At 68.1% G+C, this 25889-nt stretch carries 27 protein-coding genes; 12 read left to right on the forward strand and 15 right to left on the reverse strand.

Going from position 1 to position 25889, the window contains the following annotated elements:
• Nucleotides 1-12: 12 nt before the first annotated feature.
• From IE247_RS03160 to IE247_RS03170, 3 genes are all read right to left on the reverse strand, one after another.
• Nucleotides 13-1281, reverse strand: a complete 1269-nt coding sequence (locus tag IE247_RS03160) for an MFS transporter (RefSeq protein WP_190121259.1) — start codon at nt 1279-1281, stop codon at nt 13-15.
• 102 nt (nt 1282-1383) lie between these two features.
• A complete protein-coding gene (locus tag IE247_RS03165; RefSeq protein WP_190121260.1) occupies nt 1384-2466 on the reverse strand; it encodes an inositol-3-phosphate synthase in 1083 nt (360 codons plus the stop codon).
• 51 nt (nt 2467-2517) lie between these two features.
• Nucleotides 2518-3234: a PadR family transcriptional regulator gene (locus IE247_RS03170; RefSeq protein WP_190121261.1), complete on the reverse strand. Its 717-nt coding sequence runs from the start codon at nt 3232-3234 to the stop codon at nt 2518-2520.
• Nucleotides 3235-3593: 359 nt separating this feature from the next.
• Here IE247_RS03170 and IE247_RS03175 point away from each other — a divergent pair, with 359 nt between their 5' ends.
• Together IE247_RS03175 and IE247_RS03180 are read left to right on the forward strand one after the other, a co-directional pair.
• A complete protein-coding gene (locus IE247_RS03175; RefSeq protein ID WP_190121262.1) occupies nt 3594-6380 on the forward strand; it encodes a transglycosylase domain-containing protein in 2787 nt (928 codons plus the stop codon).
• Between the two features lie 151 nt (nt 6381-6531).
• A complete protein-coding gene (locus tag IE247_RS03180) occupies nt 6532-8052 on the forward strand; it encodes a glycosyltransferase family 87 protein (RefSeq protein ID WP_190121263.1) in 1521 nt (506 codons plus the stop codon).
• On the opposite strand, the gene IE247_RS03185 is transcribed toward IE247_RS03180, so the two are convergent.
• The 3 genes from IE247_RS03185 to IE247_RS03195 form a co-directional block, all read right to left on the reverse strand.
• Entirely contained in the window at nt 8049-9086 is a 1038-nt protein-coding gene (locus IE247_RS03185; protein ID WP_190121264.1) for an alanine racemase, read from the reverse strand. The two genes, IE247_RS03180 and IE247_RS03185, sit on opposite strands and share 4 nt — an antisense overlap.
• Nucleotides 9087-9160: 74 nt before the next feature.
• Nucleotides 9161-10279, reverse strand: coding sequence for a lipid II:glycine glycyltransferase FemX (locus IE247_RS03190; RefSeq protein ID WP_190121265.1), 1119 nt, complete (start codon nt 10277-10279; stop codon nt 9161-9163).
• Between the two features lie 132 nt (nt 10280-10411).
• Nucleotides 10412-10720, reverse strand: coding sequence for a hypothetical protein (locus IE247_RS03195; RefSeq protein WP_190121266.1), 309 nt, complete (start codon nt 10718-10720; stop codon nt 10412-10414).
• A gap of 279 nt (nt 10721-10999) precedes the next feature.
• Here IE247_RS03195 and rpsF point away from each other — a divergent pair, with 279 nt between their 5' ends.
• The 4 genes from rpsF to rplI all read left to right on the forward strand — a co-directional run bounded on the left by rpsF (nt 11000) and on the right by rplI (nt 12722).
• The gene (gene rpsF / locus IE247_RS03200; RefSeq protein ID WP_006604399.1) at nt 11000-11290 is read left to right on the forward strand and encodes a 30S ribosomal protein S6; all 291 of its coding nucleotides are present in this window, start codon (nt 11000-11002) and stop codon (nt 11288-11290) included.
• 74 nt (nt 11291-11364) lie between these two features.
• Nucleotides 11365-11964 (forward strand): single-stranded DNA-binding protein, encoded by a 600-nt coding sequence (locus IE247_RS03205; RefSeq protein ID WP_190121267.1) that lies wholly within the window; start codon nt 11365-11367, stop codon nt 11962-11964.
• A 57-nt stretch (nt 11965-12021) separates the two neighbouring features.
• Nucleotides 12022-12258 (forward strand): 30S ribosomal protein S18, encoded by a 237-nt coding sequence (gene rpsR / locus IE247_RS03210; RefSeq protein WP_003956534.1) that lies wholly within the window; start codon nt 12022-12024, stop codon nt 12256-12258.
• A gap of 17 nt (nt 12259-12275) precedes the next feature.
• Complete coding sequence (gene rplI / locus IE247_RS03215) at nt 12276-12722, forward strand: 50S ribosomal protein L9 (RefSeq protein WP_190121268.1); 447 nt, start codon at nt 12276-12278, stop codon at nt 12720-12722.
• Nucleotides 12723-12838: 116 nt separating this feature from the next.
• Here the strand turns inward: rplI and IE247_RS03220 are convergent, their stop codons facing one another.
• Nucleotides 12839-14176, reverse strand: a complete 1338-nt coding sequence (locus tag IE247_RS03220) for an MATE family efflux transporter (RefSeq protein ID WP_190121269.1) — start codon at nt 14174-14176, stop codon at nt 12839-12841.
• Between the two features lie 442 nt (nt 14177-14618).
• Between IE247_RS03220 and dnaB the strand changes: the two genes are divergently transcribed.
• A complete protein-coding gene (gene dnaB / locus IE247_RS03225) occupies nt 14619-16085 on the forward strand; it encodes a replicative DNA helicase (RefSeq protein WP_190121421.1) in 1467 nt (488 codons plus the stop codon).
• A 187-nt stretch (nt 16086-16272) separates the two neighbouring features.
• Here the strand turns inward: dnaB and IE247_RS03230 are convergent, their stop codons facing one another.
• Nucleotides 16273-16644 (reverse strand): MerR family transcriptional regulator, encoded by a 372-nt coding sequence (locus IE247_RS03230; protein ID WP_190121270.1) that lies wholly within the window; start codon nt 16642-16644, stop codon nt 16273-16275.
• A gap of 68 nt (nt 16645-16712) precedes the next feature.
• Between IE247_RS03230 and IE247_RS03235 the strand changes: the two genes are divergently transcribed.
• The 3 genes from IE247_RS03235 (at nt 16713) to IE247_RS03245 (ending at nt 19762) form a co-directional block, all read left to right on the forward strand.
• Complete coding sequence (locus tag IE247_RS03235) at nt 16713-17942, forward strand: MFS transporter (RefSeq protein ID WP_229868522.1); 1230 nt, start codon at nt 16713-16715, stop codon at nt 17940-17942.
• Nucleotides 17943-18043: 101 nt separating this feature from the next.
• Nucleotides 18044-18253, forward strand: a complete 210-nt coding sequence (locus tag IE247_RS03240; protein WP_190121271.1) for a DUF6243 family protein — start codon at nt 18044-18046, stop codon at nt 18251-18253.
• Between the two features lie 129 nt (nt 18254-18382).
• On the forward strand, nt 18383-19762 hold the full coding sequence (locus IE247_RS03245) for a serine hydrolase domain-containing protein (RefSeq protein WP_190121272.1): 1380 nt from the start codon (nt 18383-18385) through the stop codon (nt 19760-19762).
• A 111-nt stretch (nt 19763-19873) separates the two neighbouring features.
• Here IE247_RS03245 and IE247_RS03250 read toward each other — a convergent pair whose 3' ends face one another.
• From IE247_RS03250 to IE247_RS03280, 7 genes are all read right to left on the reverse strand, one after another.
• Nucleotides 19874-20326 (reverse strand): GNAT family N-acetyltransferase, encoded by a 453-nt coding sequence (locus IE247_RS03250; protein ID WP_190121273.1) that lies wholly within the window; start codon nt 20324-20326, stop codon nt 19874-19876.
• A gap of 10 nt (nt 20327-20336) precedes the next feature.
• On the reverse strand, nt 20337-20795 hold the full coding sequence (locus tag IE247_RS03255; protein WP_190121274.1) for a MarR family winged helix-turn-helix transcriptional regulator: 459 nt from the start codon (nt 20793-20795) through the stop codon (nt 20337-20339).
• Between the two features lie 113 nt (nt 20796-20908).
• Entirely contained in the window at nt 20909-21769 is an 861-nt protein-coding gene (locus IE247_RS03260) for a GNAT family N-acetyltransferase (RefSeq protein WP_190121275.1), read from the reverse strand.
• A gap of 143 nt (nt 21770-21912) precedes the next feature.
• Complete coding sequence (locus tag IE247_RS03265) at nt 21913-22392, reverse strand: NUDIX domain-containing protein (RefSeq protein WP_190121276.1); 480 nt, start codon at nt 22390-22392, stop codon at nt 21913-21915.
• A 52-nt stretch (nt 22393-22444) separates the two neighbouring features.
• Nucleotides 22445-23335: a LysR family transcriptional regulator gene (locus IE247_RS03270; protein ID WP_190121423.1), complete on the reverse strand. Its 891-nt coding sequence runs from the start codon at nt 23333-23335 to the stop codon at nt 22445-22447.
• Between the two features lie 239 nt (nt 23336-23574).
• Nucleotides 23575-24711, reverse strand: coding sequence for a cystathionine gamma-lyase (locus IE247_RS03275; RefSeq protein WP_190121277.1), 1137 nt, complete (start codon nt 24709-24711; stop codon nt 23575-23577).
• A 6-nt stretch (nt 24712-24717) separates the two neighbouring features.
• Nucleotides 24718-25095, reverse strand: coding sequence for a phage holin family protein (locus IE247_RS03280; RefSeq protein WP_190121278.1), 378 nt, complete (start codon nt 25093-25095; stop codon nt 24718-24720).
• A 51-nt stretch (nt 25096-25146) separates the two neighbouring features.
• On the opposite strand from IE247_RS03280, the gene IE247_RS03285 reads away from it, so the two are divergent.
• Nucleotides 25147-25464 (forward strand): cupin domain-containing protein, encoded by a 318-nt coding sequence (locus IE247_RS03285; protein WP_190121424.1) that lies wholly within the window; start codon nt 25147-25149, stop codon nt 25462-25464.
• A gap of 211 nt (nt 25465-25675) precedes the next feature.
• Nucleotides 25676-25888 (forward strand): DUF5326 family protein, encoded by a 213-nt coding sequence (locus IE247_RS03290; protein WP_190121425.1) that lies wholly within the window; start codon nt 25676-25678, stop codon nt 25886-25888.
• Nucleotide 25889: the final 1 nt, after the last annotated feature.

Raw genomic sequence — 25889 nt, forward strand, 5'->3', positions numbered from 1 at the left:
GCCCCTCACTGGTTACCGCGTATCGCTAATGCGACGCCACCGCGCCATGGTGACCGCGATCCCTGCGTAGATCAGCGCCACCAGCACGACCAGCTGCGCCGAGCGTCCGTCGGGGGGCAGGATCAGCGCCGCCACTCCGGCCGCCCCCACGAACGCCACATTGAACAGCACGTCGTAGAGGGAGAAGACCCGTCCGCGATAGGCGTCGTCCACCGTGGTCTGGACGACGGTGTCGGTGGTGATCTTCGACCCTTGGGTGATGAATCCCAGGACGAACGCGGCGATCAGCATCGGCACCGGGGCGAAGGGCAGCCCGAGCGCGGGTTCCAGCACCGCGGCCGCCGCCGCGCAGAGCACCAGCCAGCCGAACCGGCCGAACCGTCCGATGGCCCAGGGAGTCACCACGGCGGCCACGAAGAACCCGGCTCCGGAGACAGCCAGGGCCAGCCCGAGCAGCGCCAGGCCGTCCTGCTCCCGCTCGTACCAGGCATAGCGGCAGAGCATCAGGACCATCACGGTCAAGGCCCCGTAGTTGAAGCGCATCAGAGTCATCGCGACCAGCACCCGGGCCGCCGCCGGACGCTCGCTCAGATGCCTCAGCCCGTCGGTCATGCCGCGCGCGGTGGAGGCGACAGCAGCGATGAGCCGGGGTTGCTCCACCGCCGTGTCCGGCCCGAGCAGTCGGCGGTCGATCCTGAGCGAGGCGAGCGCCGAGCAGAGATAGAGCCCGGCACCGAGCAGTACGACCGCCGCGTCGGAGTCCTCCGACACCAGCCGCACCACAAAGGCGAGCCCGCCGCCCGCGGTCGCCGCCAGAGTGCCGGCCGTCGGCGAGAGGGAGTTGGCCATGACGAGCCGGTCCTGGTCGACGACCCGGGGCAGCGCGGCCGACAAGCCGGCCAGCACAAAGCGGTTGACCGCGGTGACGGAGAGGGCCGAGACATAGAAGAGCCAGTCGGGCACGGAGGCGAGGATCAGCAGCGCGGTGCCGATCGCGAGGACGGCCCGCAGCAGATTCCCGTACAGAAAGACCTGACGCCGCTCCCAGCGGTCCAGCAAGACCCCCGCGAAGGGGCCGATCAGGGAGTACGGCAGCAGCAGGACGGCCATGGCGGAGGCGATGGCCGCCGGTGAGGTCTGCTTCTCCGGGGAGAACACCACATAGGTGGCGAGCGCGACTTGATAGACGCCGTCGGCCGACTGGGAGAGGAGCCGGACCGCGAGCAGTCGGCGAAAGTCGGTCAGGCGCAGGAGTACGCGCAGATCACGCACGACAGGCATGCGATCAAGCGTCACACACGCGGAGGGTCCCCGGGCAGGCGACCCGGGGACCCTCTGTGGCCGATCGGCCTAACGCCGCGAATCCGGCGCGCTGTCGAATGCTTAGCGCTCGACCTCGCCCTTGATGAACTTCTCGACCTGGTCGCGAGCCTCGTCGTCGAAGTACTGCACCGGCGGGGACTTCATGAAGTACGACGACGCCGACAGGATCGGGCCGCCGATGCCGCGGTCCTTGGCGATCTTCGCCGCGCGGACCGCGTCGATGATGACGCCGGCGGAGTTCGGGGAGTCCCAGACCTCCAGCTTGTACTCCAGGTTCAGCGGAACGTCACCGAAGGCACGGCCCTCAAGGCGGACATACGCCCACTTGCGGTCGTCCAGCCACGCGACATAGTCGGACGGGCCGATGTGGACGTTCTTCTCGCCCAGGTCGCGGTCGGGGATCTGCGAGGTGACGGCCTGCGTCTTCGAGATCTTCTTGGACTCCAGCCGGTCCCGCTCCAGCATGTTCTTGAAGTCCATGTTGCCGCCGACGTTCAGCTGCATCGTGCGGTCCAGGATGACACCCCGGTCCTCGAAGAGCTTCGCCATCACACGGTGCGTGATGGTCGCACCGACCTGCGACTTGATGTCGTCACCGACGATCGGGACGCCCGCCTCGGTGAACTTGTCGGCCCACTCCTTGGTGCCGGCGATGAAGACCGGCAGAGCGTTGACGAAGCCGACCTTGGCGTCGATGGCGCACTGTGCGTAGAACTTCGCGGCGTCTTCGGAACCGACGGGCAGGTAGCAGACCAGAACGTCCACCTGCTTGTCCTTGAGGACCTGGACGATGTCGACCGGAGCCTCCGGGGACTCCTCGATCGTCTCGCGGTAGTACTTGCCCAGACCGTCGAGGGTGTGACCGCGCTGCACGGTGACACCGGCGCTCGGCACGTCGCAGATCTTGATGGTGTTGTTCTCGCTGGCGCCGATGGCGTCCGAGAGGTCGAGGCCGACCTTCTTGGCGTCCACGTCGAAGGCGGCCACGAACTCGACGTCACGGACGTGATAGTCGCCGAACTGGACGTGCATCAGACCCGGCACCTTGCCGTCCGGGTCGGCGTCCTTGTAGTACTCGACGCCCTGCACCAGCGAGGCGGCGCAGTTGCCCACGCCGACGATGGCTACGCGAACCGAACCCATTCCGGTTGCTCCCTGTGTGATCTCGGATGAAGCCCTGCGGATCGCTGGACTTCAGTTGACTGAGCCGTCGGACGGATCCGGCGGGGTGGCGGGCCGGGAGGAAGTGCTCCCGGTGGATCCGTCGCCCGTGTGCCGGGGCAGGCCGCCCGACGGCCCAGATGTGCTGTCCTGCTGAGCAGAGCCGTCGGTGGCGGACTGTCGCTGATCCCGCCCCGCCCGCTCGCTCTCGATGAGCTCGTTCAGCCAGCGCACTTCGCGCTCCACGGACTCCATGCCGTGCCGCTGAAGCTCAAGGGTGTAGTCGTCGAGGCGCTCCCGGGTGCGGGCCAGGGAGGCGCGCATCTTCTCCAGACGCTCCTCCAGCCGGCTGCGCCGGCCTTCCAGCACCCGCATTCTCACCTCGCGCTCCGTCTGTCCGAAGAAGGCGAAACGAGCCGCGAAGTGCTCGTCCTCCCAGCTGTCCGGACCGGTGTGCGAGAGCAGCTCCTCGAAGTGTTCTTTCCCCTCCGCCGTCAACCGGTAGACGATCTTGGCGCGTCGCCCTGCGAGTGAAGCCGCGAGGGCGTCCTCGGGAGCGCTCCCCGGTTCCTCGATCAGCCGGCCGTTGGCGACCAGCGTCTTGAGGCAGGGATAGAGGGTTCCGTAACTGAAGGCCCGAAAGATTCCCAGCGAGGTATTGAGCCGTTTCCGCAGCTCATACCCGTGCATCGGGGCCTCGCGGAGCAGGCCGAGCACGGCGAACTCAAGGATGCCGGAGCGTCTGCTCACCGCCGCCCTCCTTCGCCGTCTCAGCCACCTATGTCGTGCTGATGTATCGACTCGATACATCAGCACGATAGGCCCGTGTTCCTGCTGCGACAAGGGGGGTCATCGTGAACGGCGTCACATCGTAAATTTGTGGTGAGCAACTTGCCTGATTTGGGGTGAACTTCGGACCTGGGACAGTTTCGAGCCTGCGTAGTCTGTGCGGATGCAGACCCCCGGGAACCAATTGACGCCGGGAGGCGTCGTCGCCGTGGATGCACAGCGGATGAGACCTCTCCCGGGCTGGTCCGTATCCATTTCGGGGGGACCGGAACTCACCTGCCGCTTCCAGGCGTCTCGCCTGCCCGAGGAGTAGTCGTTCGATGAGCGAGCACCGTCGCAAACCGCCGCAGCCGCAAGGTGGCGGGCGTGCGGCCGCCAGACGCGCCACCCAGCAGCCCTCCGGCCGCCGTGCGGCCCAGCCCAGAGACACCGGCACGGGTTTTGGGTCCGTGCCGCACAGCGAGGATCAGTCCTACGGCGGCCGTGCGGAAGCGCGCCGCGCCGCGCAGCGCGGCGGCCGACGAAGGGTCGACCCGGGCGCCGGCGCGGGCGCGGGTGGCCATGGCGGTCGCGGCGGTGGCCGGCGTGGTGGCCCGGGCGGTGGGCACGAGGGCCGCGGCGGCGGGCCCGGCAAGAGGCGGCTGGTCGACTATCCGCGTGACGGCAAGTACGGCTGGCGTCGCTGGGTTCCGTCGTGGAAGCTCGTCACCGGCCTCTGCCTGGGCTTTCTCGGCAGTCTGATGACCGCTGCCACCATCGCCTACGCGATGGTGGGGGTGCCCGACCCCAATAAAATGGCGGAGGCCGAGAACAACGTCTACTTCTGGGACGACGGCACCCAGATGGCCGCCACCGGCGGTGAGGTCAACCGGCAGAACATCGGTCTGAACAAAATTCCCCAGGACATGCAGAACGCCGTGATCTCGGCGGAGAACAAGACCTTCTGGAACGACTCGGGCATCGATCCGCGAGGCATCAGCCGGGCCCTGCTCAACATGGCCAAGGGGCAGGACACCCAGGGCGGCTCCACCATCACCCAGCAGTACGTGAAGAACGCGCGGCTCGGCGACCAGTCGCAGACCTTGAGCCGTAAGTTCAAGGAGCTGTTCATCTCCATCAAGATCGACAGCAATGTGAAGAAGAACGAGATCATGGCCGGCTATCTGAACACCTCGTACTACGGGCGCGGCGCGTACGGGATCCAGGCCGCCTCCCGTACGTACTACGGGAAGGACGCCGAGGATCTGGACGCCAGCGAGTGCGCCGTCCTCGCCTCGCTGCTGAAGGGCGCCACCTGGTACGACCCGGCGGGCGCCGTCGACATCAACACCGCCGCGACCAAGGAGAAGAACTACGACCGCGCGACGAAGCGCTGGCGCTGGATCCTCGACGAGATGGTCAAGGACGGGCATCTGGACGCCGCCAAGCGCGATTCCTTCGTCGAGGCCGGATTCCCGATGCCGGACCCGGTGAAGAAGGGCGCGAAGCTCGGCGGGCAGATCGGCTATCTGGTCGATCTGGCCAAGGCCAACTTCCTCGCCAACAACGACAGGGGCATAGACGCCGCCGAGCTGGCCCAGGGCGGTTACGAGATCCACACGACCTTCAACAAGGAGAAGGTCAAGAAGCTTGAGGCTGCGGTCACCGATGTCCGCGAGCGGAACATCGACGCCAAGAAGCGCCCGAAGACGGACACCCATGTCCAGTTCGGCGGCGCGTCGGTGGAGCCGGCGACCGGAAAGATCGTCGCGATCTACGGCGGCGAGGACGCGACCAAGCACTTCACCAACAACGCCAACACGACCGGCGCCCAGGTCGGATCGACCTTCAAGCCGTTCGTCCTGGCCGCCGCCATGCGCGACGGCGTCCGTGACCCGCGGCTGGGCATTGAGCAGTCGCTGGAGCAGCGCACACAGATCAACCCGGACAAAACCGTTTACAACGGTAAGAACAAGCTCCGGATCAAGAATTACAACGGCTCGGTGTGGCGGAACGAGAAGGGTGAGGAACTCTTCCAGGTCAACGACGGTGATGAGGACTACATAGACATCAATCTCCGAGAAGCCATGATCGTCTCCGCCAACTCGCCCTTTGTGCAGCTCGGCATGGACGTCGGCATCTCCGAGGTCCGGCGCGCGGCCGAGGACTCGGGACTGCTCCCCGAGTCGCTCAACAAGTCGAACGTCCCGTCGTTCTCGATCGGCATCTCGACCCCGAGCGCCATCCGCATGGCCAGCTCGTACGCGACCTTCGCGGCCGAGGGGGAACAGCGGGAGCCCTACTCCGTCACCTCGGTCAAGAAGCGCGGCGCGACGATCTTCAAGCACAAGGACGAGCCCGTCGGGGCCTTCACGGCGAACATCGCCAACAATGTGACCGATGTGCTCAGGGACGTCGTCGAGGACAAGAAGGGCACCGGCCGCAACGCGCGCATCCCGGGCCGCCACGTCGCAGGCAAGACCGGCACCACCGACGGCAACAAGTCGGCCTGGTTCGTCGGCTACACCCCGCAGCTGTCGACCGCCATCGACATGTACCGGCTGGACGACAACGAGAAGAACGCCAACCGGGGCTTCCTGGAGATGTTCGGCACGGGCGGCCAGGACAAGATCCACGGCTCTTCGTTCCCGTCCGAGATCTGGCAGCGCTACATGGCGGACGCGCTCAAGAACGCACCAGTGATGAAGTTCCCGAAGGCCGAGCCCATCGGTGAGGCGGTCTGGGGCGGCGGTGCCAGCAGCCCGACTCCGACTCCGTCGATGACGCCTTCGCAGACTCCGTCCCAGACCCCCTCCCAGACGCCTTCGCAGACTCCGTCCCAGACCCCCTCCCAGACCTGTAGTCCCTGGGACGAATGGTCCTGCGGCGAGGAGGACGGCGGTGCCGATGGTGGGCAGCCGGGTGGTGGCGCGAACGACGGCGGTGCCGATGGTGGGCAGCCGGGTGGTGGCGCGAACGACGGCGGTGCCGATGGCGGGCAGCCGGGTGGTGGCGCGAACGACGGCGGTGCCGATGGTGGGCAGCCGGGTGGTGGCGCGAACGACGGCGGTGCCGATGGCGGACAGCCGGGTGGTGGCGCGAACGACAGCGTGGGCATCTTCGGCTGACCTGTAGCGCCACAGCGGCGCACCCACCCGGCTCCGGCCGGGAACCGAGGGCCGCGGCGTCCGGCGCGCTCGGTCCGTGCTTGATGCACGGGCCGGTGCCGGACACCGCGGCCCTCGTGGCGTCCCCCGTCCGTACGGCAGGATGAGCACCATGCCCAGCGCAGAAGAGACGATCGTGTACGAGGACCGGCCGGATGTACGGCCCACCCGGCGGGATCCCGTCGCGGCGTCCGGCAGCGAACTGATCGGCGGCCCGGCCGGCCGCTGGGCCCTGCGCGCCCCCAGCGGCTGGCTCACGCCGGTACGTGTCGTGTCCCTGGTGGCCATCGGCATGTTCGCGCTGGGCATGGTCCAGAAGATGCCCTGCTACAACTGGGCCTGGTTCCGCGGCGTGAACTCGCAGTACACCCACGCCTGCTACTCCGACATCCCGCATCTCTATGTGGGGCGCGGCTTCTCCGAGGGGCTCATCCCGTACGTCGACCGGCTCCCCGGCGACATGGCCTTCCTTGAGTACCCGGTGCTGACCGGACTGTTCATGCAGATCGCCGCCTGGCTCGACCTGAGCGGCGGACCGATCCAGGAGCAGCAGCAGACGTACTGGATGATCAACGCGGGCATGCTGATGATCTGCGCCGCGGTCGTCGCGGTCTGTGTGACCCGCACCCACCGCCACCGCCCCTGGGACGCGCTCCTGGTGGCACTGGCCCCCGCCTTCGCGCTCACCGCCACCATCAACTGGGATCTGCTGGCCGTGGCGCTCACCGCCGCCGCGATGCTGATGTGGTCCCGGGGCAGGACGGTGGCCTTCGGCGTCCTCATCGGTCTGGCGACCGCCGCCAAGCTCTATCCCGCTCTTCTGCTGGCCCCGCTCTTCCTGCTCTGCTGGAGGTCCGGCAAGTGGCGCGAGTTCGCCACCGCGACCTTCGCCGCGGCGAGCACCTGGCTGCTGGTGAATCTGCCGGTGATGCTGCTGGCCCCCGAGGGCTGGAAGAAGTTCTACACCTTCAGCCAGGAGCGACAGGTCGACTTCGGATCCGTATGGCTGATCCTCAACCAGCGCGCCGATGCCGCGATCGAGCCGGAGACGGCGAACAACTACGCGATGCTGCTGATGGTGCTGATCTTCGTGGGCATGGCGGCGCTCACGCTGTACGCCCCGCGCAGGCCGCGCTTCGCACAGCTCGCCTTTCTGGTCGTCGCCGCGTTCATCCTCACCAACAAGGTCTACTCGCCCCAGTACGTCCTGTGGCTCATCCCGCTCGCCGCGCTGGCCCGGCCCCGGTGGCGCGACTTCCTGATCTGGCAGGCCTGCGAGGTGATGTACTTCCTCGGGATCTGGATGTACCTCGCGTACACGACCGGGGAGAAGCACCAGGGACTGCCGGCCGAGGGCTACCACGTGGCGATCGCCCTGCATCTGCTCGGCACGCTCTATCTGTGCGCCGTGGTCGTACGCGACATCCTGATGCCGGACCGGGACGTCGTACGGCAGGACGGCTCGGACGACCCGTCGGGCGGAGTGCTCGACGGGGCCGACGACGTCTTCGCGCCCGGGCGGAAGGACGACTCACCCCACCACCCGGCCACAGCGGTCAGGACCCAGTGGGGAACAGCCGCCCAGAGCCCCGAGAAGGAGCCCGCCGCCGGGCCTCCCTCGGACAGAACCTAGCCCTGGCGGTCCACCAGCCGGTCGAACTGGGTCGTGGTGTGGCGCAGATGCGCCACCAGCTCGTCGCCGACCCTCGGCTCCTGCGCGTCCGAGGGCACGAACAGGATCGACACCTGCATGTGCGGCGGCTCGGCGAACCAGCGCTGCTTGCCCGCCCAGACGAACGGCGAGAGGTTGCGGTTGACGGTGGCCAGACCGGCGCGGGCGACGCCCTTGGCACGCGGCATCACGCCGTGCAGCGCCTTGGGAGCCTCCAGGCCCACTCCGTGGGAGGTGCCGCCTGCGACCACGACCAGCCAGCCGTCGGAGGCGGCCTTCTGCTGGCGGTAGCCGAAGCGGTCCCCCTTGGAGACCCGGGTCACATCGAGAACACTGCCGCGGTACTCGGTCGAGTCGTGGTCGCCGAGCCACAGCCGGGTGCCGATACGGGCGCGGAACCGGGTCTGCGGGAACTGCTGCTGAAGCCGTGCGAGGTCCTCGGCGCGCAGATGGCTCACGAACATGGTGTGCAGCGGCAGCCGGGCCGCCCGCAGCCGGTCCATCCAGGCGATGACCTCCTCGACCGCGTCGGATCCGTCCGTGCGGTCCAGGGGCAGATGGAGAGCGAAACCCTCCAGCCGGACATCGTCGATCGCGCCCGTCAGCTGGGCCAGATCCTGCTCGGATACGCCGTGCCGCTTCATCGAGCTCATGCACTCGATGACGACCCGGGCCCCCACCAGCGCGTGCACCCCGTCGACCGAGGAGACGGAGCGGACCACCCGGTCGGGCAGCGGAACAGGCTCCTCGCCCCGGCGGAAGGGCGTCAGGACGAGCAGATCGCCGCTGAACCAGTCCTTGATCCGGGCCGCCTCGTAGGTGGTGCCCACGGCCAGCATGTCCGAGCCGAAGCGGGAGGCCTCTTCCGAGAGCCGCTCATGGCCAAAGCCGTAGCCGTTCCCCTTGCACACCGGCACCAGACCGGGGAAGGAATCGATCACGGACTTCTGGTGCGCCCGCCAGCGCGCGGTGTCGACGTACAGGGAGAGCGCCATGGCCGGCCCGGAACCTTTCTGATGGCAGCGATGTGTCTGAGAGGAGTACGAGATGTACGAGGTTACGGCGTGCGTCAGCGGCGCGACATATACATGTCGAGCGCCTTGTGGAGAAGCTTGTTGAGCGGGAAGTCCCACTCGCCCACGTACTCGACGGCCTCTCCGCCCGTACCGACCTTGAACTGGATGAGACCGAAGAGATGGTCGGTCTCGTCGAGGGAGTCGCTGATGCCGCGCAGGTCGTAACAGGTCGCGCCCATGGCGTACGCGTCGCGCAGCATCCGCCACTGCATCGCGTTCGAGGGACGGACCTCACGCCCGATGTTGTCGGAGGCGCCGTAGGAGTACCAGACGTGCCCTCCGACGACGAGCATCGTCGCGGCGGACAGGTTCACTCCGTTGTGGCGCGCGAAGTACAGCCGCATCCGGTTGGGGTCCTCGGTGTTGAGGACCGACCACATGCGCTGGAAGTACGAGAGCGGGCGGGGCCGGAACCGGTCGCGGATCGCGGTGATCTCGTAGAGCCGCTGCCACTCCTCAAGGTCGTAGTAGCCGCCCTGGACCACCTCGACACCGGCCTTCTCGGCCTTCTTGATGTTCCGCCGCCACAGCTGGTTGAAGCCCTTGAGGACATCGTCGAGCGAGCGGTTCGCCAGAGGCACCTGGTACACGTAACGGGGCTGGACATCACCGAAGCCGGCGCCGCCGTCCTCGCTCTGCTGCCAGCCCATCTTCCGCAGCCGGTCCGCCACTTCGAAGGCGCGCGGCTCGATGTGCGTCGCCTCGACGTCCTTCAGCCGCTTCACATCCGGGTCCTGGATGCCGGACTTGATCGCGGGCGCGTCCCAGCGGCGGATGACCACCGGCGGGCCCATCTTCACGGAGAACGCGCCCTGCTGCTTGAGGTGGGCGAGCATCGGCTGAAGCCAGTCGTCCAGATTGGGCGCGTACCAGTTGATCACCGGGCCCTCGGGCAGATACGCCAGATACCGCTTGATCTTCGGAAGCTGGCGGTACAGGACCAGGCCCGCTCCGACGAGCCGGCCCGTCTTGTCGAACCAGCCCAGATTCTCCGAGCGCCACTCCGTCTTGACATCAGCCCACGCCGGGACCTGGCAGTGACTTGCCGATGGCAGTGACTGGATGTAAGCCAGATGCTGCTCTCGGCTGATGGTCCTCAGGGTCAGGCTCATGCGGGGCGCTCCTCGGCAGGTGTGTCCCCATGGGTCAGGGGCTCCGGCTCTCGCGCCGAAGCCTACTGGGCCCGGGGAGCGCCCCAAATGGCCGCTCTGCCCTGGGGCCTGCCGCAAGACAGGCCCCGGCGGTCAGCCGAAGACCCCGCCGAAGAGGCCGCCGTGGGCCATCCCGAGGAAGAAGCCGAACGCGGATGCGCCCAGACCGATGATCAGCGCTGTTCGTTCGCGGGTCGTCACGGAGATGAACTGGCCGTACGCACCGGTGAGGATTCCCACCAGCCCCGCCCATGAGCTGAGCAGATGCAGATGGTGGAACAACGACGAGACGAAGGCGATGACGCCCAGCACCAGCGTCACCGCGACCAGGGTGTCCTGGAGGGGGTGAGGCTTGCCGTCCGTGGCGAAGAGGGAGGTCTGACGTCGCACTGCCTGTGCCATCTGGCACCTCCTGGCGTTGATCGGAACGCCGCGCATCGTAGCGCCGCGCACATCCGATGTGTACAGATTGTTCCCCTCAGCCTCCGGATTTCAACCGGAAGCACCTCTCCGGGTACGCTGTACGGTCTGCACTGGTGTCTGTCCTGGCGAGAGCCGGCGAGAGTCCGTCGCCCGCCGCTGTCAGTGGCGGCTGATTGACTCGGACACCCTTGCTACGCATCACGACCCTCCTGCCACGGAACGACCGTGGCCGCTGAGTCCAAAGGAGGTGGGTTCCACATGCGTCACTACGAAGTGATGGTCATCCTCGACCCCGATCTGGAGGAGCGCGCTGTCTCCCCGTTGATCGAGAACTTCCTCTCCGTCGTCCGTGAGGGCAACGGAAAGGTCGAGAAGGTCGACACCTGGGGCCGTCGTCGTCTCTCTTACGAGATCAAGAAGAAGCCCGAGGGCATCTACTCGGTCATCGACCTTCAGGCCGAGCCTGCGGTCGTCAAGGAGCTCGACCGCCAGATGAACCTGAATGAGTCGGTCCTCCGGACCAAGGTCCTCCGTCCCGAGACCCACTGAGCTTCTAGCTCAGCGGACATCGGGTTCGAGTAGCAGTAAGCAGCCAGAAGCAATCCCGCCGAGAGGTTCACCCAATGGCAGGCGAGACCGTCATCACGGTAGTCGGCAATCTTGTCGACGACCCCGAGCTGCGCTTCACCCCGTCCGGTGCGGCGGTCGCGAAGTTCCGTGTCGCGTCCACTCCCCGCACCTTTGACCGTCAGACCAATGAGTGGAAGGACGGCGAAAGCCTCTTCCTGACCTGCTCGGTCTGGCGTCAGGCGGCGGAGAACGTCGCCGAGTCGCTCCAGCGCGGCATGCGTGTCGTCGTGCAGGGCCGGCTCAAGCAGCGGTCCTACGAGGACCGCGAGGGCGTCAAGCGCACGGTCTACGAGCTGGACGTCGAGGAAGTCGGCCCCAGCCTCAAGAACGCCACGGCCAAGGTCACCAAGACCACCGGTCGCGGCGGCCAGGGTGGCTACGGCGGCGGTCAGCAGCAGGGCGGCGGCAACTGGGGCGGCGGCCCCGGTGGTGGCCAGCAGGCCGGCGGCGGTGCTCCCGCCGACGACCCGTGGGCCAGCAGTGCGCCGTCCGGCGGTCAGCAGGGCGGCGGCGGAGGCAGCTGGGGCGGAAGCTCCGGCGGTTCCTCCGGCGGCGCTTCTGGCGGCGGCTACTCGGACGAGCCCCCCTTCTAGGGATCACTCCCCAGGGGTGCTCGTGCCCCCACTTCTTGATCACACAGGAGAAACACCATGGCGAAGCCGCCTGTGCGCAAGCCAAAGAAAAAGGTCTGCGCGTTCTGCAAGGACAAGACCGTGTACGTGGACTACAAGGACACGAACATGCTGCGGAAGTTCATTTCCGACCGCGGCAAGATCCGTGCCCGCCGCGTCACCGGCAACTGCACGCAGCACCAGCGTGACGTCGCCACGGCAGTCAAGAACAGCCGTGAGATGGCGCTGCTGCCCTACACGTCCACCGCGCGCTAAGGGAGGGTGACCGAAACATGAAGATCATCCTCACTCACGAGGTCACTGGCCTCGGTGCCGCCGGCGACGTAGTCGACGTCAAGGACGGCTACGCCCGCAACTACCTGGTCCCGCGTGGTTTCGCGATCCGCTGGACCAAGGGCGGCGAGAAGGACGTGGCGCAGATCCGCCGCGCCCGCAAGATCCACGAGATTGCGACCATCGAGCAGGCCAACGAGGTCAAGGCCAAGCTTGAGGCCGTCAAGGTGCGTCTGGCTGTTCGCTCCGGCGACGCCGGCCGTCTCTTCGGCTCCGTCACCCCGGCCGACATCGCCACGGCGATCAAGTCCGCGGGTGGCCCGGAGGTCGACAAGCGTCGCGTTGAGCTCGGTGCGCCGATCAAGACCCTGGGCTCGCACCAGGTGTCCGTGCGTCTGCACCCCGAGGTTGCCGCGAAGCTCGGCATCGAGGTCATCGCCGCCTGAGTGCGTGCGTGACTGAGTTGTAGGAAGGGCCGCACCCATCGGGTGCGGCCCTTCTCTCTCTCCGCGGCTCGCCGTGTTTCACGTGAAACACAGTCGGGGCCGATGGCGGGAGTCGCTCAGCGAGTGGCGCCCGTGACGATCCAGCGGCCGGAACGGGTCCGCAGCCACAGGGTCGCCATCCGGACCGTCATCATCAGCGCCATGGCCCACCACAGTGCGGTCAGCCCACCCCCGAAGAGCGGGATGAGCAGGGCCACGGGCGTGAAGATCGCCAGTGTCACCAGCATCGCCCCCGCCAGATAGGGGCCGTCGCCCGCTCCCATCAGCACACCGTCGAGGACGAAGACGACTCCGGCGATGGGCTGGGTCAGCGCGACGACCAGCAGGGCCGGGAGAAGGACGTCGTGAACGGCCGAGTCGCCGGTGAACAGCGGGACGAAGAGCGGTCGGGTGGCCACCAGCAGAAGGCCCAGCGCCACTCCGGAGGCGATACCCCACTGGACCATACGGCGGCAGACCTGCCGCGCCCCCTGGGCGTCGCCGGCTCCCAGATACCTTCCGATGATCGTCTGCCCGGCTATGGCTATCGCGTCGAGGGCGAACGCCATCAGGCTCCACAGGGAGAGGGCGATCTGCTGGGCGGCGACCTCGGCGTCCCCCATCCGGGCCGCTATGGCGGTCGCGATCATCAGAATGGCCCGCAGGGAGAGTGTGCGGACCAGCAGAGGGACACCTGCCTGGGCGCTGGCTCTGATGCCCGCCGCGTCGGGTCGCAGGGACGCGTGATGCCGGCGGGCGCCCCGCACGACCACGATCAGATAGGCGGCGGCCATCGCGTACTGGGCGATGACCGTGCCCCAGGCGGAGCCGGCGACGCCGAATCCGGCTCCGTAGACGAGGAGCGCGTTGAGGATGGCGTTCGCGGTGAAGCCCCCGATGGCCACATAGAGCGGTGTCCGGGTGTCCTGGAGACCGCGCAGCACCCCGGTCGCGGCGAGGACGATCAGCATGGCGGGTATGCCGAGGCTGGAGATCCGCAGATAGGTGATGGCGTGGGGGGCGGCGGTGTCGGAGGCCCCGAAGGCATCGATGAGCCAGGGGGCGGAGGGCAGGGTGAGAGCGGTGACGATCGTGCCCAGGATGATCGCCAGCCAGATGCCGTCCATTCCCTGGCGGATGGCGGCGGGGAGGTCGCCCGCGCCGACGCGCCGGGCCACGGCCGCCGTGGTGGCGTAGGCGAGGAAGACGAAGATGCTCACGGCGGTCATCAGGAAGGCGGCCGCGATGGCGAGACCCGCCAGCTGGGGCGTGCCGAGATGGCCGACGATGGCGCTGTCGACCATCAGGAAGAGCGGCTCGGCGACGAGGGCCGCGAAGGCGGGGACGGCGATGGCGACGATCTCTCGGTCGTGGCGTCGCCGGAGCGCCTTGGATGTCGCGGGGGCCTGGGTCATGCGCTCAATGTAATCTTCCACAGGTAAGAGATGCAACACATCTATGACTCTTACATTGGGTGCTGGTGGAGGCTCGCGTGTGGGCCGTTTGTTCTGATCTTGGCCCGGTCGGGAAAGTTTTTCTCCCCCACAGCCAGTGGATGGAAAACATGCAGGTCAGAGGCTGCATGATGAGTCGAGCATGATTTTGTCCACAGCGCTGTCCCCCGGTCCGTGCACAGGTTCCGGCAGGTTCTCCACAGCATCTGGTCGCTCGTCCACATGGCCTGTGGATAACCAGATTGGCTGACGGTGCCGGGGGGCCTACCGTGGACCGTCGCCCGACGCGCCGGAAGCGGAGTTGGGCCACTCAATTTGTCAGTGCCGTGCCGTAGAAAGAGGGGCACGGCGAGGTCCGCTGAGCGGACGGTAGGAGGTGGCCCGGTTGAGCATTTCCGAGCCCTTGGACGACCCGTGGGCGGCCGACGGCGGCCCCGGTGATCGCCTGCCCGTCTCCCGCCAGCGCCGTAACGGCCAGCGCGGCGGCCGGGACGATCAGCAGGAGCGCGGCGGCGACAGCGGAGGCTGGGAGGGCGGCTCCCCCGGCTTCGAGCGGGTGCCGCCCCAGGATCTGGACGCCGAGCAGTCGGTGCTGGGCGGCATGCTCCTCTCCAAGGACGCGATCGCCGACGTCGTGGAGATCATCAAGGGCCATGACTTCTACCGGCCGGCCCATGAGACCGTCTACACGGCCATCCTCGACCTCTACGCCAAGGGCGAGCCGGCCGACCCCATCACCGTCGCCGCCGAGCTGGTCAAGCGCGGCGAGATCACCCGGGTCGGCGGAGCGCCCTACCTCCATACGCTCGTCCAGTCCGTGCCGACCGCGGCCAACGCCTCGTACTACGCGGAGATCGTCCATGAACGGGCGGTGCTCCGGCGGCTGGTGGAGGCCGGCACCAAGATCACGCAGATGGGCTATGCGGCCGACGGCGACGTCGACGAGATCGTCAACTCCGCCCAGGCCGAGATCTACGCCGTCACCGAGCAGCGCACCAGCGAGGACTATCTGCCGCTCGGCGAGATCATGGAAGGCGCGCTCGACGAGATCGAGGCCATCGGCTCCCGCAGCGGTGAGATGACCGGCGTCCCCACCGGCTTCACGGACTTCGACTCGCTGACCAACGGTCTGCATCCCGGCCAGATGATCGTCATCGCGGCCCGCCCCGCGATGGGAAAGTCGACGCTCGCGCTGGACTTCGCCCGCGCCTGCTCGATCAAGAACAACCTCCCCAGCGTGATCTTCTCGCTGGAGATGGGGCGCAACGAGATCGCGATGCGCCTGCTCTCCGCCGAGGCCCGGGTGGCACTGCACCACATGCGCTCCGGCACCATGACCGACGAGGACTGGACCCGGCTCGCCCGCCGTATGCCCGATGTCTCGCAGGCCCCGCTCTACATCGACGACTCGCCCAACCTCTCGATGATGGAGATCCGGGCCAAGTGCCGGCGGCTGAAACAGCGCAACAACCTCAAGCTCGTCGTCATCGACTATCTCCAGCTGATGCAGTCCGGCGGCTCGAAGCGCGCCGAGAGCCGCCAGCAAGAGGTCTCGGACATGTCCCGAAACCTCAAGCTGCTCGCCAAGGAGCTTGAGGTCCCCGTGATCGCGCTCTCCCAGCTGAACCGTGGACCCGAACAGCGCACGGACAAGAAGCCGATGGTCTCCGACCTGCGTGAGTCCGGCTCCATCGAGCAGGACGCCGACATGGTCATCCTGCTGCACCGTGAGGACGCGTACGAGAAGGAGTCTCCCCGCGCGGGCGAGGCGGACCTGATCGTCGCCAAGCACCGTAACGGACCCACGGCGACGATCACGGTGGCGTTCCAGGGCCACTACTCACGCTTTGTGGACATGGCACAGACCTGACCGAGCGAGTTGGTCGGGTAGGTGCGGCGCATCACTGCGCCGCACCCCCCTCAGAACCGGACGTGCACCTCACGATGCATCCGGCTCAAGCGGGCCGCGGCTCGCGAGTTAGATTCCTTTTCGGTCGCGGATGCGGAGAAGCTGACCGATTAGCCGGCAATAGGCTCAGCAGCAGACCCGGCATCGGTTAGGAGGCTCGGATATTGCGGCTTACGGCGTCGAGGTAGTCGGTGATGGCTCGGTGGTTCTTGGTGAGACATTCGATTTTTTCGGCCATACGATCGCGTTCGCGTTCGAGCGTTGCGACCATGTCTGGCGTGACGTAGGGCATGTGGATCGTGCGGGGGGTGTTCAGGCAGGGCAGGATCTGCTTGATGATTCGTGTGGGTAGCCCTGCATCGAGCAGGCCTCGTACCTGGAGAACCCGGTCGACGACGTACTCCTCATAGTCCCGGTATCCGTTGGGCAGTCGATTCGCCTCGATCAGTTCCTGCTCCTCGTAGTAGCGCAGCAACCTCATCGGAGTCCGGGTGCGCGTCGACAGCTCACCGATCCGCATATCCCTCTCCTCGCCCTCTGTGACTGGCGTTCTGTGACTCGGCGCACACCGAGTTGACCTTCACACTGATGTCACCCATCGATGGTAAGGCCATGACACGACCAGACACTCTGCCACCTCGCTCGACAACGAACGCCCGGCTCCCGCTGGCGGGTCTTCTGGCCTTGGCCGCCACCGGGTTCATTACGCTCCTGACCGAGACGATGCCCGCCGGGATGCTTCCCGAGATGAGCAGAGACCTGGGTGTGAGCGAGAGTGCTGCCGGGCAGAGCGTCACCGTCTTCGCGATCGGGGCGATCCTCGCCGCGATCCCGCTCACCAAGGCGACGATCGGCTGGCCGCGCCGACACCTGCTGCTGGTGGCGATCGCAGGACTCGCGATCGCCAACACCATCACCGCGCTCTCCGAGAGCTTCGCACTTACGCTGGCCGCCCGGTTCCTCGGCGGCATCGTCGGAGGGTTGCTCTGGGCGCTGTTGGCCGGGTACGCGGTACGGATGGTTCTCCCACATCAGCGCGGCAAGGCAATGGCGATCGCGATGGCGGGCGCAATCGTTGCCCTGTCCGTCGGAGTTCCTGCTGCGGCGCTTCTGGCCAAGCTCGTCGAATGGCGATACGCGTTCGGGATCATGACCGTCCTCACGCTCGCGTTGATCGTGTGGGTCATCGCGGCGGTGCCGAGCTTCCCCGGACAGCCCAAGGGCTCACGGCTCCCGCTCACCCATACCTTCCGCATTCCCGGCGTAGCGCCCGTGCTCCTCGTGACCCTCACGTTCGTGCTCGCCCACAGCATCCTCTACACCTACATCGCCCCGTTCCTCACGCCGCTCGGCATGGCAGGTCAAGTCGACACCGTGCTGCTCACCTTCGGCCTGGTGTCGCTGGTGAGCATCTGGATCGCCGGAGCGCTCGTCCATCGCCACCTGCGCCTCCTCACGATCCTCGCGTGTGCGCTCTTCGCGACATGCACGCTGCTGCTCGGCATCTTCTCCGGCGTGCCTACGCTCGTCTACGCCGGCGCGGCGCTCTGGGGGCTCGCGTTCGGCGGCACCTCCACCCTGTTGCAGACCGCGGTCGCCGAAGCGGCAGGCGACGCCGGCGATGTCGCCCAAGCACTCCTCACCACCGGATGGAACGTCGGAATCGCCGGTGGTGGCATCATCGGAGGCCTCGTCCTCAGCGGATTGGATGCAGCCTGGCTGAGCTGGGTCGCGCTCGCACTCCTCGTCCCCGCACTCGCCGCTGTGCTCACGGCGCGCGAACACGGGTTCACCAAGGGAGAACTCGGCAGCCGCTGAACCACCGCTGCCCGCGACCCAAGAAATGCCATGGCTTTGAGACTGTCCTTCAGGACCCTGCGGAATCCGTAGATCACTTCACATCATTACCGGGAGAACCCGTGACCGTGAGCAAGAACATCAACAACCCCGTGGGCATGGGCGGTGGCCAGCGCAAGAGGCTGTCCCGCGCCGAGCGGCAGAACAATGGTCCGCACCGCAACCTCGACCGCCAGGGCGCCGCCGACCAGAAGGCGGAGCTGCTGCGCAAGATGCGGGAGAAGGCGGCCGAGGGCGCCGGGCAGGCGGGCGACGACACCGCGCAGAGCTGAGGCACCGCCGCCGCAGGGGCGGCACCGCACGGGCAGGGCCCGGACCGCGCGTCGCGGTCCGGGCCCTGCTGTCGTACCGGGCGGCAGGGCAAGATCGACGCGGCCCGGGGAGTCCGGTAGACCTGGATCATGACTTCACCTCTGACAGCGCTGCTCCCGGCCACGGAGCGCGCTCTGCTGCATCGCGTCGCCACCGCCCAGTCGGAGGGACGCACGCCCTCGCTCGTCGCCGGAGTGGCACGGGAGGGAGGGACGGTGTGGTCCGGGGCCCGCCCTTCGGCGGAGGAGGCCCGGGCCACCGACACTCAGTACCGGATCGGCTCCATCACCAAGACCTTCACGGCCGTGCTGGTGATGAGACTGCGGGACGAGGGGCTGCTCGATCTCGGCGATCCGCTGGAGAAGCACCTTCCCGGGACCGGGGTGGGGGAGGTGACGATCGCCCAGCTGCTCGGTCACAGCGCCGGGCTGAGCGCGGAGTCCCCCGCGCCCTGGTGGGAGCGGACTCCGGGAACGCTGCGGCCCGAACTCACCGACGTCCTGGGCGAGCAGACGCGTATGCACCCCGTCGGTCGCCGCCACCACTACTCCAACCCCGGATACACGCTCCTCGGCTCTCTGGTGTCCGCGGTGCGCGGCGACACCTGGGAGAACGTCCTGCGGAACGAGATCCTTGAGCCGCTCGCCCTGAACCGTACGAGCGTGGAGCCGCAGAGCCCCAGCGCCGAAGGCTGGGCGGTGCACCCCTGGGCCGATGTGCTGATCCCCGAGCCTTCTCAGGACCTCGGGCTGATGGCTCCGGCCGGCCAGCTCTGGTCCACTGTCGGGGATCTCTGCCGGTTCGCGCTCTTCCTCGCGGAGGGAGACGAACGGGTGCTCCGCGCCGAATCGGTCAGGGAGATGCGGACCCCCTCGGTTCCCGCCGAGGCCGGGGAGTGGGAGGCCACCTACGGCCTGGGCGTGCAGATCGTACGGAGCGACGGCCGCACCCTGGTCGGCCACGGCGGCTCGCTGCCGGGATTCCTCGCGGGCCTCTGGGTGAGCGTGGAGGACGGGGTCGCCGCCGCCGTGCTCACCAATGCCACCTCCGGGCCGTTCCCCAGCCTTGTGGCGGCCGATCTCGTACGGATCGTGGCCGAGGCCGAGCCGCGTATCCCCGAGCCGTGGCGTCCCCTGCCCGAGATCGATCAGGAGCTGCTCGCCCTCACGGGCCCCTGGTACTGGGGAACCCACTCCTTTGGGCTGAGGCTTCGCGACGACCGGGGGCTGGAGCTCCGGCCACTCGGCGGCGGCGGCCGGGGTTCGGGCTTCGTCGCCGGGGCGGACGGCGTCTGGATCGGTCAGGACGGCTATTTCGCGGGGGAGACGCTGCGCGTGGTGCACCGGGAGGACGGCTCGGTCCAGCACCTCGATCTCGGCTCGTTCGTATTCACGCGGCAGCCCTATGAGCTGGACGCGGGTGTTCCCGGCGGCGTCGACGGCGAGGGATGGCGCGGGCTCCAGCCGTGAGACACGGACGATGTTTCACGTGAAACAGCCACACGCTGTTTCACGTGAAACAGCGTGTGCCGGATGCCGTGTGCCGGGTCGCCCGTGGATCGGAGACCCGGCACTCCCCGGTCAGAGCTGGAGCTTGAACCCGATGTGGGACGGCTCGAAGCCCAGCCGCTCGTAGAAGCGGTGGGCGTCCGTACGGGAGACGTCCGAGGTCAGCTGCACCAGCAGACACTCCTGGCGGCGGGCTTCCTCGACGGCCCACTCGATGAGCACCGTGCCGAGGCCGCTGCCGCGCTCATCGGCGTGGACACGGACGCCCTCGATGACCGCTCGGGTGGCTCCCCGGCGGGAGAGCCCGGGGATGAAGGTGAGCTGAAGGGTGCCGACCACGCGGTTCTCACGGACCGCGACGGTCAGACGCTGCTGCGGATCCCGGGCGAGCCGCTCGAAGGCGGCGGCGTACGGGGCCAGGTCATGGGGAGACTCGCGCCGAGCGCCCAGCGGATCGTCCGCGAGCATGGCCACGATCTCCGGAAGGTCGTCGGCCGACGCGGGCCGTATCTCCAGATCGTTCATGATCCATAGGCTAGGCCGGGGACTGAAACTTCTCGACCGTTCTGACCAGGGGCGCGAGTACGGGATTTTCGGCGGCGGAGTCGAAGGCCTCGCGCAGCGCGATGTCATGGATGGGCCGTGCCTCGGCGAGCAGGCTCCGGCCCTCCTCGGTCACCTCGGTGTAGATGCCGCGGCGATCGGTGTCGCAGAGATGGCGGCGCAGCAGACCGCGGTCCTCCAGCCGGGTGACCAGCCGGGTCGTGGCGCTCTGACTGAGTACGACTGCCTCGGCGACCTGTTTCATCTGGAGATGCCCGCCGGATCCCTTGTGCTGGCGGCTGAGGACGTCGAGGAGGGAGAACTCCCGTACGCTCAGACCGTGCTCGCTCTCCAGAGCGCGTTCGACATGGCTCTCGACCTTCCCGTGGAGCAGCGAGAGGGCGCACCAGCCCTGTGAGAGCGAGGCGAGCGCGGGGTCGGCAGTGGCCATTCGATGTCCTCCTCCGTGCCCGGGTGGCTTGCCATCAGGGTAGAGGAGATGCGCAAAATGCCGCGCCTGCAATCAATTTTTGGTGGGTTGGATTCTCCTGCTCGGGCGGGAGGTCAGCCGAGCGCGACGGAGAGAGGGGCGAAGCGCCGGGTCCAGTCGCCGGGGAGAGCGTCGATGCCGTGGTTCATCACCGCGTTGAAGGTGACGGTCTCCAGCCCGTTCCCCCGGAGCCAGCTCAGCAGTTCCTCGTGCCGTACGTCGATGTCGGTGCGCAGGGGCCGGTCGGTGCCCGGGGCCAATGAGCTGATCAGGGACTTCGCCGTCTCGGTGTCCCGGGCGATCAGCGGGCCGACGACATGGGTGTCCATGTTGGGCCAGGCGGCCGCGTAGCCGGTCAGCGCGCCGTCCTGCTCCGCCACCCGGATCTGGTCGGCGAAGGCGGGCAGCCGCGCGATCATATGGGTGCGGTCCAGGCCGAAGACCTCGCTGTCCAGACGGACGATCGCGGACAGATCCTCGGCGGTCGCCGGCCGGGTGGACACCGCTCCGGCTTCCGCGCCCGCTCCGGGGTCGAGTCGGCCCCGGACCATCTCGGACCGTCCCACGACGGTGAACCCCAGCCGCTCGTAGAGAGGCCGGCCGCTCGGCGTCGCGTACAGGGTGAGCGGGGTGCCCCCGGCCCGCTCCAGCACATACCGCATCAGACGGCGGCCGATGCCCTGCCGGGCGTGGTGCTCGGCGACCAGGACCATGCCGATGGCGGAGAGACCGGGCCCGTACGAGGTCACCACACAGGAACCGGCCAGCCCTTTGCCCGAGGGGTCGTCCATGCCGTACGCCGTCCCCGCTGTGAGCAGCAGACCCCACTTGTGTTCCTCGCGCGGCCAGCCGCGGTTCTCGGAGAGATCGGCGCAGGAGACGAGATCGTCCAGGGTGAGGCGGCGAATGGGCAGCTCGGGCAGTGGTGTCGGCATGGCATCAGGCTGGCCGAAGCGATGATCGCTCGTCCAGTGCTTTCCCGGAAGTGATCGCATCGCGGATGAGCCAATCCGCCGGGGTGTCCGATCGCGTCCGAACGGAGGCCGTACGGCATCGACAGCGACCGGACTCGCCGGGGTCAGCCCAGGTCGGGCGCGTGCATCGCCCGGACGCCCTCGATATTGCCGTCGAGGTAGTGCCGGAGCGACAGCGGGACGAGATGGACGGCGGCGATCCCCATCCGGCTGAAGGGCACCCGTACGATCTCGTACTCCCCGCAGGGCGCGTCGATCTCCGGGCCGTGCCGTCGCGCGGGGTCCATGGAGGCGAGCCGGCAGACGAAGAAGTGCTGCACCTTCACCCCGGTCACTCCGCCCCCGGCGATGTGCTCGACGGTGTCCACGAAGCAGGGCACCACATCGGTGACCTTGGCTCCGAGTTCCTCGTCCACTTCTCGGTGGAGGGCGTCGATCACGGTGTTGTCCTCGGACTCGACCCCGCCGCCCGGCGTCAGCCAGTAGGGATCCACACCGGGCTTGGTGCGCTTGATCAGGATGAGATCGTCGCCATCGAGCAGGATGGCGCGGGCGGTGCGCTTGACCACGGGACGTTCGGTCATGACTGGAAAATGGCCCGTACCGGCCGTTCTGAAACTCTTCCCGGCCCTGCGGTCACCAGTCGACCGCGGCGCGCAGCAGCCACTCGTGTGCCCGTGCGATGTGGGGAAGCGCGAGCGTACCGGTGCGTACGACGAGGAAGTAGGTGCGCAGCGGAGGCACCGGGGGGTCGAGGAGGGCCACCAGGCGGCCCCGTTCGAGGGCCTCCTCGCAGAGATAGCGGGGGAGCACCGCGAGCCCGGCCCCCGAGGCGGCGCTTTCCAGCACGGCCCGCAGGTCAGGGGCTATGACGGCCCCCGCGGCGGCCGGCCGGGAGTCGAAGACGGCGGACCAGTAGCGCGAGACCAGCGGCAGGGACTCGTGGACCTCCACCACCGGCAGCTGGGCCAGCACCACATGGCCCTCGCGCAGTACGCCGGGCCCCAGCCGCGCCGCCCAGCGCGGGGATGCCACCAGGACGTGTTCCTCGTCGCAGAGCGGGGTGGCGGTCAGCAGCCCGCCGCGCGGCCGTGCCGTGGTGATGGCCAGATCGTGGTGTCCGGCGGCCAGTCCCTCCAGGGTCTCCTCGGCGTTGCCGAAGGAGACCCGCAGCGCCAGCCCTTCGGAGACCAGCGGGGTGAGGGCGGGCAGCGCGCGCAGCGAGGTGAACTCGGGGAGGCCCGCCAGATGCAGGGTCCGGACACCGGAGTGCTCGTCGAGACCGGTCTCGACGATCTCGACCAGGGCGTCGAGATGGGGCGCGGCCCGGTGGGCCAGTTCGTCGCCGATGGTGGTCGGGGTGACGCCGCGGGCCCGGCGCAGGAACAGCGGCCGTCCCAGCTGCCGTTCCAGGGTGCGGATCTGGCCGGTCACGGTGGGCTGGGAGAGTCCGAGGAGCGCCGCGGCCCGGGTGAAGGATCCCGCCCGGTGCACGGTGACGAAGGTGCGCAGCAGGGCCAGATCCATTCCGAGCCCCTCCCGAGCGACTGCGACTGTGGCCACGAATCGAACAACTATAAATAAGTCGATAGGTCGCTGTCGCTACTGTGATTGGACACTGACGCAGAGTCAACTAGCCTGGGTCGCGCGGTTCTTCGGGGGGATGAACCGGGACGGTCCGAGCCACGAGGGGGGAGGCTCGGACCGTCCGTCAGGACGTCCGCGGACCCGGGCCGCCCAGGGCGGCTCCCGAGCCCGCCCGGCGGCTACCCGGCCGCCTCGTCCAGTGCCCGCAGGACGTCCGCCACCAGATCGGCCGTGTCCTCCGCGCCCGCCGAGAAGCGGATGAAGCCCTCCGGCACCGCGTCGCCGCCCCAGCGCCCGCGCCGTTCCGCCGACGAGCGCACTCCGCCGAAGCTCGTCGCGTCGTCCACCAGCCGCAGCGCGTCCAGGAACCGCTCGGCGTGCCCCCGGTCGGGCAGGACGAAGGAGACCACCCCGCCGTACCGCCGCATCTGCCGGGTGGCGAGGGCGTACGACGGATCCGTCGGCAGCCCCGGGTGACGCAGACCGGTCACCTCCTCGCGCGGGCCGAGCGCCAGGGCGACCGCCAGCGCGTTCGCGCACTGCCGGTCGCTCCGCAGCTGAAGCGTGGCGAGCGAACGATGGGCGAGCCATGCCTCCATGGGCCCGGGAATCGCCCCGACGACCTTGCGCCAGCGCCGCACCTCCGCGGCCCGCTCGGCGTCGCGGCAGCTCACATGCCCCAGCAGGATGTCGCCGTGGCCCGTCATCCCCTTGGTGTCACTGGCCACCGAGAAGTCCGCGCCCAGCTCCAGCGGACGCTGTCCCATTGGGGTCGCGAGAGTGTTGTCGACGGCGACCAGCGCTCCCTGGGCGTGCGCAGCGGCCACGAGCCGGCGTATGTCGCAGACGTCGAGCCCCGGATTGGACGGGGTCTCGATCCACAGCAGCCGCGCGCCGGCCAGCACGGACAACTGGGCGTCGTCGCCGGTCGGCGCGGTTCTGACCTCGATGCCGTACGCCTGGAGCTGCTCCCGGACCAGCGGCAGCGCCTGATAGCCGTCGCTGGGCAGCACCACCGTGTCCCCGGACCTCAGCTGGGAGAAGAGCACGGCGGAGATCGCGGCCATCCCGGAGGCGAAGGTCACGGTCTCGACGGCCTCGCCGGGCGACTCCAGCTCCCCGATCGCCCGTTCCAGACGGGTCCAGGTCGGATTGGAGTCCCGGCCGTAGGTGTACGGCCCGGTCGGCTCGCCCGGCAGATGGAAGTGGGCCGCGAAGACGGGACCCGGCAGGGTCGGCTCGTACTTCACCGGCTCGGGCAGCCCCGCCCGTACCGCCCGTGTGCCGTCTCCCACCACCGGCTCTGTGGCGCTCATACGCGCTCAGTCCCCATCGGGCAGGGCGACGTTCAGCGCCCAGGAGACGACCGAGATGATCAGACCGCCCAGTACGGCGGTCCAGAAGCCGTCGACGTGGAAGGAGAGATCCAGCTGATCAGCGAGCCAGGAGGTCAGCATCAGCATCAGCGCGTTGACGACCAGCGTGATCAGACCCAGCGTGAGGATGAACAGCGGCAGCGTCAGCAGCTTCAGCAGAGGCTTGACGAGGAAGTTGACCAGTCCGAAGAGCAGCGCGACGACCAGCAGGGTGCCGGCCTTCTTGGCGGTGCTCTCACCGCTGAGGGTGATGCCGCCGACCAGCCAGATGGCCACGGCCAGCGCACCCGCGTTGGCGAGCGTCTTGACGAGGAAATTCAACATGTGTCTGATCGTGACAGACGTGATCGGAACGACGGCAGGGGCGGACGCACGATGAAGGCTTTCCGGCTGGACGAGCTGGAGGCGGAGCGAGCCGCCAACGACGGCGCGTATCTGCAGTTCCTGCGGGAGCGGAATATGTCGGTCGGCCTCTACGCGCTGGAGGCCGGGGAGCTGGACACCCAGCGGCCCCATCAGCAGGACGAGGTCTACCTCGTGGTGAGCGGTCGCGCGGCCATCACGGTCGGCCCGGAGACGACGCAGGTCGGAAGAGGCAGTGTGATCTATGTGCCGGCCGGGGTGCCGCACAAGTTCCACCACGTCACCGAGGCCCTGCGGGTGATGGTGGTCTTCTCTCCTCCGGAAAGCTGATGCCCGCGCTCCGGTCTCCGGCTTGAAGCGGAGGAGCACCCCCGGCACTCCCTAAGGGTTCGGTCAGGGGAGAGCAAGGGCTCGCGGGCCCCCGTTCTCCCCGCCGCCCGCCTAGCATCGGGAACACGAGGGAGATCTCGGGGGACTCAGCGGACACAAGCGGACACAAGCGGATACAAGCGGACGCAGAGGAAGAGGTAGCACGATGGACATGAAGAAGATCTTCGCCGGGATGCCGTGGTGGGTTAAGTGGGTCGCCGCGCCCCTCATAGTCCTCGTCGTCTTCGGCGGACTGATCACCAGCGTGGTCGGCTTTGTGATCGGCCTGCTCTTCAAGGTGCTCCTCCTGGTCGCGCTGGTCGCCGGACTCGTCTTCGTCGTACGGAAGTTCACCGCTTCCTCGAACTCGCGAGGGGACTGGTAAC

It is taken from the genome of Streptomyces inusitatus, from assembly GCF_014651115.1.
In the GTDB taxonomy this organism is placed as follows: domain Bacteria; phylum Actinomycetota; class Actinomycetes; order Streptomycetales; family Streptomycetaceae; genus Streptomyces; species Streptomyces amakusaensis.